This window comes from Pseudomonas sp. RC10-4-2, assembly GCF_050433085.1.
Taxonomy (GTDB): domain Bacteria; phylum Pseudomonadota; class Gammaproteobacteria; order Pseudomonadales; family Pseudomonadaceae; genus Pseudomonas; species Pseudomonas aeruginosa.
This window is the reverse complement of sequence record NZ_JBNPXX010000002.1, coordinates 1,279,861-1,292,722: the sequence shown is the minus strand read 5'-3', so window position 1 is coordinate 1,292,722 and position 12,862 is coordinate 1,279,861. Positions and strand designations below refer to the sequence as shown.

Sequence of the window (12,862 nt, the reverse complement as noted above, 5' to 3'; positions counted from 1 at the left end):
TTACTCCTGAATCGCAGAAAGAGGCGCCGCCGGAATCAGCGGCAGGATCAAGGTGGCGCAGGTGCCGCGCCCCGGCCGAGAGCGCAACTGCAATTGCCCCTGGTGGGCGCGCGCCACGGCCTTGACCACCGCCAGGCCGAGCCCGGTACCGGTGGTCTTGGTGGTGAAGAAGGGTTCGCCCAGGCGCGCCAGGGTCGCCGGGTCCATACCCGGTCCGTTGTCGCTGACGCTGAGGCGCAGGCTGTCGGCGCGGGCATAGAGATGCACCTTCAGGCGCAGTTCGGGCCCGCAGGCCTGGATCGCGTTCTCCACCAGGTTGAGCACGGTGCCCACCAGGGTGTCGCGATTGCACAGCAGCTCGCCGCCGCGCGCCTCGCACTGCCAACGCACCTGGAGCCCCTGGACATGGACTTCGGCCGCCGCGCGCAGGCTGTCGAACAGCGCCTTCGGCGCCACCCGGTCGGTCAGTGGCAGCTCGCCGCGGGCGAACACCAGCATGTCGCGTACCTGATGCTCCAGTTCGTGCAGGCGCTCCTTCAGGCGCCCGGCGAAGCGTTGCTGCTGGTCGGTCGGCAGCGCCTGCTCGCTGAGGTGCCCGGCATAGAGCAACGCCGCCGACAACGGCGTGCGGATCTGGTGGGCCAGCGAGGCGACCATCCGCCCCAGCGCCGACAGGCGCTCGTGGCGCGCCAGTTGCTCCTGGAGACGGCGGGTATCGGTAAGGTCGTTGAGCAGGATCAGTTGACCCGGTTCGCCGTTCAGCGAGCGGGTGGCGATGGACAGGCGACGTCCGTCGCGCAGGGAAATCTCGTGGCCGTCATCCTCGCGCGGAGCGAAGCAGCGGGCGATCACCTCGCGCCAGAGCATGCCCACCAACGGCTCGCCAAGCAGGCCCAGGGCCGCCGGGTTGGCCTCGCGGACCACGCCATGGGCATCGATGACGATGACGCCGCCGGGAAGCAGGTCGAGCAGGCTCTGCAAGCGGTTCGCCAGGCGCTCCTTTTCCGCCAGCTCCTCCATGCGCTGCGCGCTGACCAGGGCCAGTTGCCCTTTCAGCTCGGTAACGCGCTCCTCCAGCAGGCTATAGGACTCGCTGAGCTGGCTGGACATCTGGTTGAACAGCGCGAAGGCCTGCTCGAGGCCGGCGCGGCTGGTGGCCTCGGCCGTATCGGCTGGCTGCTCGGGGAAGGCGTGGAGGGCTGGTTGCATTGCGTTTCTCTCGGTCGGCGCGACGTCATGGTTCTGTCGGTCGACGGAGATATAGCAATACCCGTGCCTAAATTTTTTTTCATTTGAAAATCAAAGCGTTGCGAAACGACCTGTCAATCATCCGACAGGTCGTCGTCGCGCCGGCTCATGCCGTACTTGCGCATCTTCTCCACCAGCGTGGTGCGACGGATGCGCAGGCGTTCGGCGGCCCGCGCGACCACTCCGCCGGCGTCGTCGAGGGCCTGCTGGATCAGGCCCTGCTCGAGGTTGGCCAGGTAGTCCTTGAGGTCCAGGCCTTCGGCCGGCAGCATCGCCGGCGCGTCCATTCCCGGCAGCCCGGCGTTGATCGCCGCGCGCTCTTCCAGCTCTTCGCGCAGGCTGCTGGCGAGTTGCTCGTCCTCGTCGTCGACATGGCGGAATTTCTTCGGCAGTTCGCCGACCCCGATCACCCCGTAGGGATGCATGATCGCCAGGCGCTCCACCAGGTTCGCCAGTTCGCGGACGTTGCCCGGCCAGTCGTGGCGGCAGAGCGACATGATCGCTGCCGAGTTGAAGCGGATCGACCCGCGCTTCTCATGCTCCATCCGCGAGATCAGTTCGTTGAGCAGCAGGGCGATGTCTTCCACCCGCTCGCGCAGCGGCGCCATCTCGATGGGGAATACGTTGAGGCGGTAGTAGAGGTCTTCGCGGAAAGTGCCGTCCTCGATCATCTTCTCGAGGTTCTTGTGGGTCGCGGCGATGATCCGCACGTCGACGTTCTGCGTCTTGTTGCTGCCGACCCTTTCGAAGGTGCGCTCCTGCAGCACGCGCAGCAGCTTGACCTGCATCGGCAGCGGCATGTCGCCGATCTCGTCGAGGAACAGGGTGCCGCCGTTGGCCAGCTCGAAACGTCCGGCACGACTGGTGATGGCACCGGTGAAGGCGCCCTTCTCGTGGCCGAACAATTCGCTTTCCAGCAGTTCCGCCGGGATCGCCCCGCAGTTCACCGGGACGAAGGGCCCCTCGCGGCGCTTGGAATGGTAATGCAGGTTGCGCGCCACCACTTCCTTGCCGGTGCCGGACTCGCCGAGGATCAGCACGCTGGCATCGGTATCGGCGACCTGCTGCATCATCTGCCGCACCTGCTGGATCGCCCGGCTGGTGCCGACCAGGCTGCGGAACAGGTTCGGCTCGCGGGAGCGGCCGCGCTCGCGGGCCTGGTCGTACATCTCGCGGTAGACCTGGGCGCGATGCAGGGAGTCGAGCAGCTTGTTGTAGCTGGGCGGCATCTCCAGGCTGGCGAGCACCCGGCGGCGCAGCTCTTCCGGCCAGTCGGCCGGGGCCGGCTCGCCGATCAGCAGGATCGGCAGGTACTCGTCCCAACTGGCCAGCTGCTTCAGCAGCTCTACCGCCCCGCCCTTCGACTCGACGCTGCCGAGCAGCACGCACAGGGCTTCGCGACTGTTGCTCAGGCCCGCCGCTACCTCTCGCCAATCCTCGCTGTTGCAGGTCAGCTGATCTTCGCCGAGGAAGTTGAGAATGACTGCCAGGTCGCGACTGCGATCGAGATTGTCGTCAATCAGCAAGAGTTTGGTTTCGCGCCACATTTTGATCAGCTGCCTTGCATCGAATGGGTCTCGCTCGACCCGAAAGAGGGCTGGGACTAATGCCTATTTCTAATAAGCAGCCAGCATTTGGCCACTAGTTAAGTCAAATGTGAACGATTAGTCAATTTTATGGCGTGTTTTTTTTGCTGTTTCCGACAGGGAGAGGCAATAAAAAACCCCTACAGACCGCATGGAAAGCAGTACTGGCAGGGGTTTTGGGGGATATGTAAATTTTTCCGAAAAGCCTTGCGCCAAAGTAACGGCACAAAGCCATGAAAAACTTATCCGAACATCTGGTAGACCTTGGCGCCTTGCTTCGACTGGTTCAGCTGGATCAGATCGGTGGCCAGCTTGCGCTGCTCGCCCTGGCAGACATCGATCAGCTCGCGATACAGCGCCAGCAGCTCTTCCATCCGCGCCCGCAAGGTGGCTTCGTCCTGTACATCGAGCATCGCCTCGTCGACGGCCTGGCGGCAACGCTGGTCGAGTTCACCGATGGCCTCCCAGTTCTGGCTGGCCAGGGCAACGCGCAGGGCGCTACCGGTTTCTTCAAGGATCTGTACAGCTGCACTCATTGCTTGGTCCCTCTGGGGATGCCTCTCAGGGGGCAATCGCATCCCAACCGGATTTGATGTTGCGCAACAGCTCGGAAACTTCCTCGAGCTTGCCCGCGTCGTTCTTCAAGTTGGCTTCCGTCAGGCGCATCGACATGTAGGCGTAAAGGCGGTCGAGGTTGGCTGCCAGCTCGCCGCCCGCCTCGAAGTCGAGCCCTTCGCGCAGGCCACCGACGATGGCGATGGCCTTGCCGATCAGCTCGCCCTTCAGCGCCACTTCGCCGCGCTCCAGGGCTCCGCGGGCCTGCGCCATCCGGGTCAGGCCGCCTTCCATCAGCATCTGGATCAGGCGATGCGGGCTGGCATCGATAGCCTGAGCCTGGGTACTGACATTCTGGTATTGCCGCATGGCTGCCATTGCGTTCATCGACGGTTGCCTTGTTCGGTGACTGATACGCTCTATATCGGTCGGCTACCGCGATTCTTTAGCGCCGTTCGCTGTCTTCGCCCTGCGCTTCGGCGCTGCCAATGGCATCCCAGGCCTGCTTGATCTGGCCCAGCAGCGCCTCGACCTCGTCCAGCGGACGCGGTGTGTCGTCCAGCGCGACACCAGCCAGGCGGCGGGTCATGTAGTCGTACAACGCATCCAGATTGCCGGCTATCTCGCCGCCCTGCTGGTGATCGAGGCCAGCCTGCAAGGCGCCGATGATCGACAACGTGGTGCCTACCGCTTCGCCGCGCAGCGCCGGGTTGCGCTCCAGCACCGCGCGCCGGGCCAGGGCGATGCGTTCGAGCGCGCCGTCCAGCAGCAGCTTGACCACCTGGTAGGGCGGGACGTCCTGTGCGCTGCCTACCTGCCGGTAGGTATCGATAGGACGCGACATCAGCTTTTCTTCACAAGGCCAGGCAGGCTGCTAAGAGCCTGGGCCATGCGTCCGCTGGTCTGGTTGAGCTGGCCGATCAACTGGTCCATGGCGGTGAACTGCTTGAGCAAACGATCCTGCAACTGCTCGACCCGGCGATTGAGCGCTTCGCGCTGGGTATCCACCGACTTGATGGTGTCCTGCAATCCATCCAGGCGCTGCTGGAGCACACCGCCGGTCTGGGTGTAAGGCGTGAGCTTGTCGTCGAGACGCTTCATCAGGCCGGTATCGCCGGTGAACAGAGCGGAAACCGACTCGAACTTGTCCTTCAGAACCTTGTCGAGTTTCTTGTCGTCGATTTCCAGGGTGCCGTCTTTCTTGGTGGTGATACCCATGTCGGCGAGCATGCGAACATCGGTACCTTGCCCCGGCTGGACCATCTCGTTGCGCATGGTGGTGAGCAGGTTGCGCACGCTGCTGTCACCGACCAAGGCACCGACCACGGGAGCCTTGTCGTCGCCCACCTTGGTCACGCCGGTCAGTTCCGAAGTCACGCCGACCAGCTTGTTGTAGGCCTCGACGAACTTCTTGATGTTGTCCTTGACGCCGCCACGGTCCTGCTCGACCGAGATGGTGATCGGCTTGTTGGTGTCGGTGACCGTCTTCAGCTCGAAGGTGACGCCGTTGATGACCTTGTCGACCGTATTGGTCGGACTTTCCAGGGTCAGGCCGTCGATGCTGAACTTGGCATTCTTCGCCTGGGTGATATAGCCGCTGCTGCTGGAGGAGCTACCGTCCAACTGGGACAGGGTCAGCTTGCCATCGGCGCCGACGCTGCCGATGTTGAAGTTCTCCAGGCCGGAACTGCCCTGGACGAACACGTCCTTGCCGGCGCCGGAATCCTTGCCGGTGAAGACCAGTCGCGAGGTTCCGTCTCCAGGGTTGTTGACGATGTTGGCGGTGATGCCCTTGTCCTTCAGCTGCGCGTTGAGCGAGTCGCGCACTTCGGCGAGGGTCGCGCCCGCCGCGACGTTTACCGTGACACCGGCATCGTCGGCACCCTGCTTGATGGTCAGGGTTCCGCCGGAAGTGGTCTTGTAGCCATCGGCAAACGACGCGGTGGCCACCTTGCTGACGCTGGCCAGCTGGGTCACTTCGAGCTTGTAGATACCCGGCAGGGCGTCCTTGGTCGCGGTGGCGGTGGCGAACTTCTCGTCGCTGGTACTCGCCGAGCGCTTCTGGAACAGCTCGGGCTTGTTCAGTTCCTTGAGGATGGTCTGCAGGTCGGAGATCGCGCTCTTGAGCTGGCCGATGCCGGTGAACTTGGCGGTGGTGTCGCTTTCCAGACGCTTGAGCTGCGCCTCCTTCGGCGCCTTCTCGGCCGCCACCAGGGTGGAAACGATGTTCTTGATATCAAGGCCCGAGTTGTAGCCGTTGATCGTCGTACTGTTCGCCATCTTGCTTCACCTCGTCAGCTCATTGACGCTTTGTCCTTCCAATTCCAACAGACACTCAAAAGACGTGCCAATTCCGCTCAGGCTTCCGCCTTGAACAGCAGGCTGCGCGCTTCGTCCAGTCGCTCTGCCAGGCGCAGGGCCTCTTCGGAAGGGATTTGCCGGATGATTTCTCCGGAAGTCGAATCGGTCACCTTGACCACTACCCGCCCCGTGGAGTCGTCCAGGCTGAAACTCAGATCACGACGGATGCTCTGGGTGAACTTCTCGATGGAGGAAACCGCCTCCTCGACCGCAGCGCGTTGCTCCTTGTCGCCCATCCTGACGTCGCCCGTCCGTTGCGCGCTTGCGCTGGCGGCCGCCTCGCCGGCCTGACCGGCCGGGCGTGCGCCATCGGAAGAAGACGCCGAGCCGAACAGCCGGATTACCGGAGCAGCCGTCGAATTGTTGACATTGCTGACGTCCATCGTCGCTACCTCTCAATGAGATACGAGGGGAAGCGCGCCAGCGCTCCCCCTCGTGACTTCACCTTGACCTCGCCGAAGCTTAGCGCAGCAGGCTCAGAACCGACTGCGGCAGCTGGTTGGCCTGGGCCAGGATCGCGGTGCCGGCTTGTTGCAGCACTTGGTTCTTGGTCAGGTTGGCGGTTTCGGCTGCGAAGTCGGTGTCTTCGATCCGGCCGCGAGCAGCCGATACGTTCTCACCGATGTTCTTCAGGTTGTTGATGGTGTTGTCGAAGCGGTTCTGCACCGCACCGAGGTCGGCACGCTGGGCGTCGATCTGCTTGATCGCCTCGTCGATCACCAGCACGGCGGACTGAGCGCCCTTCGCGGTGGAGATGTCGATCTTGGCGACGGTGTCGTTGGTCTTGGCGAAAGCGGTAGCGGAAGGGGTTACGCCAGCCGCGGTGCCTACGCCGGTGCTGCCGGTGTCAGCGATGACAACGCCGGAAACCGCGCTAGTGATCGCACCGGAGCCATCCTTGCCAGCTTTGGAAACATAGCTGATGGTATCGCCGTCGCTGAAGGCACCGATGCCGACGTTGGCGTCGTTGACCGCAGCGGCGATCTTGGCAGCCGCCTGCTCGGCGGTTTCGTTGCCCTTCATGTCGACCTTGACGTTCACGGCGCTGCCGCCGGTGATGCCGATCGCGATGTCGACGGTGCCCGAAGCGGTTGCAGCAGTGACCGCGCCGCCGCCGTCAGCCTTGAAGTAGGTGCCGTTCAGCGACTCTGCGCTCATCTCGTCGATGCCGACGCTGATGATTTCGTTGGCGGCCGAACCCACCTGGAAGCTGGCGACGCCGAAGGAACCGTCGAGCAGCTTGCGGCCACCGAAGGTGGTGGTGTTGCTGATACGATCCAGTTCTTTCTGCAGTTGCTTCACTTCGCCGTTCAGAGCGGTACGCTCGGAGTCGCTGTTGGAGCCGTTGGCCGACTGCAGGGACAGGTCACGCATACGCTGCAGGATGTTGGTCGACTGCTGCAGGGCGCCTTCAGCGGTCTGCGCCAGGGAGATACCGTCGTTGGCGTTCTTGGTAGCCACGTTCAGGCCGTTGACCTGGCTGGTCAGACGGTTGGCGATCTGCAGGCCGGCAGCGTCGTCCTTGGCGCTGTTGATGCGCGAACCGGTGGACAGACGCTGCAGCGAAGTGTTCAGCGACGCGGAAGAGTTGTTCAGGTTCCGCTGAGTGTTCAGCGAAGCGATGTTGGTGTTGACGGTCAAGGCCATCTTGATGCCCTCCAAGGACGATATGTTTGCCTGAGCTTGCGACCTCGGGTGGGCATCGCCCAGGCACCCCTAAAGTTCGCATTCGTGATCTTTATCGGCGCTTCCCTGGGGAGCTTTAGGTTTTTTTTTGACCATCCTCGTTTTTCATGCATCGGCCCCGTCGGAGGGGTTCGCGCAAGGCCTCCCGAGCGCTGCGGACAGCGACGGAAAGCCCCGCCGGCCGCTCAGTCCGGCATCCAGGCACGATACCAGGCGCGCAAATGCTCGCCGTCGAGCATCCAATCCGCCAGCACCCGTTCGCGCAGGTTATCCCCTGCCCTGGCCGCGGCATCCAGGTCGCGGGTATGCATGCGGATCGCCTCCACCCAGTCGCGGAAACGGTTCTTCACCCGCGTCACCGGCAGATCGTCCTGGTAGCAGCGCACGTCGCTGCAGACCACCGGGAAACCGCAGGCGCCGTATTCCAGCAGGCGCAGATTGCTCTTGCACTCGTTGAACAGGTTCTGCTCCACCGGCGCCAGCGCCAGGTCGAGATCGAGAGCCGCCAATGCCCGCGGATAGCGTTCGATAGGCACCCCCGCATGCACTTCCCTGACGAAGGGACGGATGGACGGCGGGCACATGCCGAAGAACACCCAGTCGACTTCGTCGGCCAGTTCCCGGACCACATCGGCGATCAGTTCCAGATCGCCGGTATGGCTCGAGCCGCCCGCCCAACCGACACGTGGCCGCTCGCCGCGCCGCCGCTGCGCCCGCAGCCCCTGCCACCACCCCACCGGCAGGCGGTTCTCGATCACCCGGATATCCGGGTGGAGACCGGCGAAGGCCTCTGCCAGGGCCGGCGTCGACACCACGAAGCGGTCGACGTAACCCAGCCCGCGACGCAGCGTGCGCAAAATGTCCTTCGGCAGGTGCTGGCGATGGGCGCTCTTGAGGGGCACGTTGGGCAGATAGTCGTCCAGCTCGTAGACCTTGAAGGCCCGCGAGAACGCCTGCATCCGCCGCATGGCCTCGAGACGCTCCTCGCCGACCTGGCGCTGCAGCACCAGTACGTCCGGGTCGTAGCGCTCCAGATCGGCCACGTGCATCAGGCCGATCGACAGCGCGCCATCGATGGATGCCGACTCGCGCAACGCGCTGAACGGCTGGATCACCCGGTAATGGCCGCAGCCGAACAGGTCGGCGGGGTGCGCCAGGACAGTGGGCAAGGGCCGCCACCCCTGCAACGGGCGCCAGGCCAGCTGCGGGTCGGCCAGCTTGAAACCGCCTTCGGCCTGCAACGAAAAGCCCGGGTTATAGGCGGGATCGCGTGCCAACAACGGTAGCCAGCGCGCGTACAGCGCATCTTCTTCCTCGACGCTCGCCGCCGTCGTGGCAGGCGCATCGAGCAACAGCCGCGCACGCGGCGTCCATACGTTCAGGTAGCCCGCCTGGACCGCCCGCAGGCAGATGTCGACATCGTCCCAGCGCGTCAGCGCCTCGTCGAAACCGCCCAATTCGAGAAACAACTCGCGGCGCATCAACAGGCATTCGCCAGCCACCGCCGAGTAGTTCTGGTCCACCTGCAGGCGCTGCAGGTAACCGGCGTCCTCGTGCGAACGCCCTTCGAAGGCCCGCCCGGCCGGTCCGCATAAGCCGAGCAGCCAGCCGGCGTGGCAGACCCGTCCGTCCGCCGCCAGGAGCTTGGCGCCTACCGCGCCGACTTCCGGACGCTGGCCATGGTTGAGCAACTGCTGCAGCCAGTCCTTGTCGAGGATGCCGCTGCCGGCATCGAGCCAGAGCAGGAATTCGCCACGCACCCGGGACGCCGCCAGGTTGCGCAGAGCCCCACGGGATAACTGCCCATCGCCTCGCAGCACCCGCACCTGCTCGACACCCATGCCTTCGACGGCGAGCAGCCATTCGCGAACGTCGGCCGCTTCGCCACCCTGTTCCAGCAGAAGGATCTCGTAGTTGGGATAGGCGGTATTCTCCAGCACGGTTTCTACGCAACGCTGGAGCTGCGCCAGGCGCTCCCCGGCCAGCACCAGGATGCTGACCGGCGGTTGCCCGGCGTGGCCGTAGTCCAGCTCGTAGCGCCCCGGCAGCCGGCTTCCGACTGTCGCCTGCGCGTAGCCACGGGCACGCAGGTGGCCTTCGATCGCCGCACGCTCGGCGGTGCTGTCCTGCAGGCGCAGCGCTGGGCCAGACAGCAGTGGCTCGCTGATGTGTCCGATACAGCCCAGGCCCCGCTGCTCGACGAGACGCAACTGGTAGGCCAGCTCGAAAGCCTCGCCGGCGGTCTCGTCGAATCCGCCCGTGGCAAGCAGCGGCTCGCGGCGGAACAACCAGTGCCGGGACAGGCCGGCGGGGAAACTGAGCAGAAGGTCGAGATTCAGGTCCGGGCGCAACGCCGCGCCCAGCTCGCCGTCATCCAGGCGCATGAGTTCGTCGGCGTACACCGCCTGGCAGCTCTCCGGTGCCGCCAGCAGGTCCAGCGCCGCCACCAGCAGGCCGCTGACAGTGAATTCGACGCCCGCTTCGACCAGGAGCAACCAGTCGGTATCAAGCCGGGCAAGCGCCTGGTTGATCGTCGGTATCGGCCCCGCGGCAGGATCGAAGAGCATCGCTCCGTTCCGCGGACTCGCGCCCAGCGGCGCGAACAGGTGGCTCTCGACATGTGGATACGAATTGACGTGCTCCAGGCTCTGCAGGGTGCGCTCCACGGCCTCGGTATCGCCGTGGGTGTCGAGCACCAGCACCGCGAAGCGCGGCCCACCGCCCTGCTCCTGCAGGAATCGATCGATCAGCGCCTTCTGCACCGCATCCGGCCGCCGCGCCTCCAGCCAGGTCGACAGCGTGACGCTACCGAAGCCCGCCGCCCGCCTCAGCGCGGCGAGCAGGTTGACCGGCTTGAAGACACGGGCGTCCAGGCGGGTGATCGGTGCCACCCGGACGAAACGGTTGTCGCCGGCCTGGCGATACCAACCCAGTTCGCGGATAGCCAGGCGGAAGTCGGCATGGCCCTGCTCGCCGATACCGGGCTGGTCGCGCCCGATCTGGCTGAACTGCTGGCGGGAGACGCGGAAACGGGTCAGCGGCCGCGACAGGAACGCCAGGTCGCCACGCTGTAGCAACTGCGCACACATGGCCAGGTCGCCGATCCAGTCGATGGCCCGGCCGTTGAGCATCATCAGGCGCTCGCAGATCTGCAGCAGCGCATCGCGCCGGGCCATCAGGCAACTGGGTTCGCCGATGAAGTTGATGGTGTGGTCGGCGAGGAACGAGACCAGCTCGCGACCGTCGATCAGGACGTCGCCGGCGAACGGGAAGCAGGTCGCCAGGATGTCCGGCAGCGGCTGCCCTTCCTCGTCGATACGCAACCGCCGCGACGAGGCCAGGACCACGTTCGGCTCGCGCTCCATCGCTCCCACCAACGCCTCGACGCATTCGGGAAGCAACACGTCGTCGTCGTGGAGAAACTTGACGTACTCGCCCTCCGCCAGACGGATGCCTTTCGCCGTGCTGCCCAGCTCGCCGAGGCGCGTCTCGTTACGGAAGTAGCGGATCGGGAACGCCGCGGAGGCGCGCTTCTGCTCGACCAGCGTGGCGACCCGCTCGTCGCTGCTGTCGTCGCAGATGATCAGCTCCAGGGCCGGATAGGTCTGCCCGAGCACGCTGTCGAGGGCGTCCTCGAAGTACTCCAGCTTGTAGGTCGGCATGACGATGCTGACGAGAGCCTGTTCACCCATATTCATTGACCGTTGTCGAAATTGAAGAGCATCGATTCGCCAGGCTAGTCTCTGACGGGCCTTGCCTTTGGGAATCATCCATAGCCGCGGGCTGCTGTCCGGGTGCGTGTGTCGCTACATGCCGTAAATACTCGTGCAAGGAATGTCATAAGCCGTCTCCGTGACGGAAACCATGCCGGGCACGCTTTGCCGCGCACAGAACAGATTGAACAGTTCCTGCATATCCTGGTTGCGCGAGTCTCCCGGCGGATAGCCATCGAAACCGGCCAGGAGAATTCGTCGCGCTCTGCCGCTGGCGGCCACCGCCAAGGCATAACCGATGACCAGTGAGTTCGGAGCGACGCAGCCCTGAGGGAACACTTCGAACCTGCCGGACCTCACTCCCAACCCGAAATCCAGAAGTTGCTTATCGTGCAACGACATCAGTAATTCGGTAGGCAGGCTCGAGACAGGGGTTATGAGAGGCTGCGGCAGGCGCGCATGGGTTTCGCAATCCGCAAGCAGGCGTACTGGATGGCAGGCTACGCGGAGATCAATCAGGCTGGCGTCGAGATCCGACTGGGTATTCAACGCGACTACCACTGGCCGGGTACGCCGGATATAGGACTCGAGGGCCTGGCGGTGCCTGACCACGCCTGTGCCAGCCCCCAGCAGCAATACTTCCCTGCCTTCCAGCCAGTCGCATGGGGACCAAATCCCTTTCGGCGTTTCATCATAGAGATGACGGGCACTGACGAGCATGTCGCGACGGAAGCTCTGTCCACCTTGCCGACGTAGATAGTCGATAGCGGCAAGCACGTCCTCTTCGCCATAGCGCGGGTCGCCCAGCATTTCCTGGACATAGGTCGGGTGGATGGCATGCTTCCCGGAAAGGTAGTAGAACGCGTTGGTCCCCCAGCCATGCCGCACCTTCAAAGGGGCGAAGTATTCTCCGATCAGGGCCAGCAAGGGGACCAGGTTGGCCCGCGGCTCGGCAAGCTCGATCAACAGTTCCTCGATGCGCACATTGCCGGGGCCGCGTCCCATTCCGGTGATGGTGGCATCCAACCATTCGACGCCCTCGGTCCGCGCGGTCAGGGTGTTCTGTAACGCCAGGCCCATGTTGTCGTGCGCATGAAAACCCAGCGCCCCCGACCAGCCTTCCCGCAGCCAGGCCACGGTCTCGCAGACATCCGCGGGCTTCATGCTGCCCGTGCTATCGGCGAAGTACAGCACGTCGACGGGCCAGTCACTGGCCGATGACGCAAGGCGACTCACCTCCTCACGGGTATGGCCGGCCATTTGCATCAGGTTGAAGCCAACGGCATAGCCTCGGCGCTTCAGCCAGTCGCACGCGGGCAATACACGCTCGAACTCGTGGAAGTGGCAGGCGATGCGCACCATCTTCAGCGCGCTGGTTTCCGCGCTCTCTGGAACCAGTTGTTGCAACGCTGCCTCCAGGCCCATCTCGCCCAAAAGGTCGGCGCCGTTGAGCATCACCGCCAGGGCCAACCCTTCGGGAATAGCAAGGCTGCGGATGAAGTGGTCGGTGGTGTAGGCACAGGCTCCCTTGAACCCTTCGTTGCGCAGAAACCGGAAACCCAGCTCCACGACGTCGACCCGCGCCGCACGCATTGCATCGAGATAACGCTCGATGATCGTGGTGGGGAAGTCCCAGGCGGTGTAGTAGCCACCATCACGGAGGGTACAGTCGAGCACCTTGCTGGTGATCGCCGACAATGGCTGGACCATCCA

10 protein-coding genes are annotated in these 12,862 nt (G+C 64.2%); all 10 read right to left on the bottom strand.

Translation table 11 applies throughout. From position 1 onward, the window contains the following. On the bottom strand, positions 1–1,209 hold the full coding sequence (gene fleS, locus FHW81_RS14105) for a sensor histidine kinase FleS (protein ID WP_003082199.1): 1,209 nt from the start codon (positions 1,207–1,209) through the stop codon (positions 1–3). Positions 1,210–1,322: 113 nt separating this feature from the next. Next, positions 1,323–2,795: a transcriptional regulator FleQ gene (fleQ, locus tag FHW81_RS14100; RefSeq protein WP_003086448.1), complete on the bottom strand. Its 1,473-nt coding sequence runs from the start codon at positions 2,793–2,795 to the stop codon at positions 1,323–1,325. A 281-nt stretch (positions 2,796–3,076) separates the two neighbouring features. Continuing rightward, positions 3,077–3,370, bottom strand: a complete 294-nt coding sequence (locus FHW81_RS14095) for a flagellar protein FliT (protein WP_003086445.1) — start codon at positions 3,368–3,370, stop codon at positions 3,077–3,079. A 25-nt stretch (positions 3,371–3,395) separates the two neighbouring features. Next, positions 3,396–3,776 (bottom strand): flagellar export chaperone FliS, encoded by a 381-nt coding sequence (gene fliS / locus FHW81_RS14090; protein ID WP_003158217.1) that lies wholly within the window; start codon positions 3,774–3,776, stop codon positions 3,396–3,398. A gap of 58 nt (positions 3,777–3,834) precedes the next feature. After that, the gene (fliS, locus tag FHW81_RS14085) at positions 3,835–4,233 is read right to left on the bottom strand and encodes a flagellar export chaperone FliS (RefSeq protein ID WP_003086441.1); all 399 of its coding nucleotides are present in this window, start codon (positions 4,231–4,233) and stop codon (positions 3,835–3,837) included. Continuing rightward, the gene (gene fliD, locus FHW81_RS14080) at positions 4,233–5,669 is read right to left on the bottom strand and encodes a flagellar filament capping protein FliD (protein WP_003449042.1); all 1,437 of its coding nucleotides are present in this window, start codon (positions 5,667–5,669) and stop codon (positions 4,233–4,235) included. The genes fliS (FHW81_RS14085) and fliD overlap by 1 nt, the downstream gene beginning before the upstream one ends. A 77-nt stretch (positions 5,670–5,746) precedes the next feature. Next, the gene (locus FHW81_RS14075; RefSeq protein ID WP_023090746.1) at positions 5,747–6,133 is read right to left on the bottom strand and encodes a flagellar protein FlaG; all 387 of its coding nucleotides are present in this window, start codon (positions 6,131–6,133) and stop codon (positions 5,747–5,749) included. Between the two features lie 79 nt (positions 6,134–6,212). Further along, positions 6,213–7,397 (bottom strand): flagellin, encoded by a 1,185-nt coding sequence (locus FHW81_RS14070; protein WP_003120600.1) that lies wholly within the window; start codon positions 7,395–7,397, stop codon positions 6,213–6,215. A 224-nt stretch (positions 7,398–7,621) separates the two neighbouring features. After that, the gene (locus FHW81_RS14065) at positions 7,622–11,128 is read right to left on the bottom strand and encodes a glycosyltransferase (protein WP_031771997.1); all 3,507 of its coding nucleotides are present in this window, start codon (positions 11,126–11,128) and stop codon (positions 7,622–7,624) included. Positions 11,129–11,242: 114 nt separating this feature from the next. Then, a complete protein-coding gene (locus tag FHW81_RS14060; protein WP_003120602.1) occupies positions 11,243–12,859 on the bottom strand; it encodes an aldolase catalytic domain-containing protein in 1,617 nt (538 codons plus the stop codon). Positions 12,860–12,862: the final 3 nt, after the last annotated feature.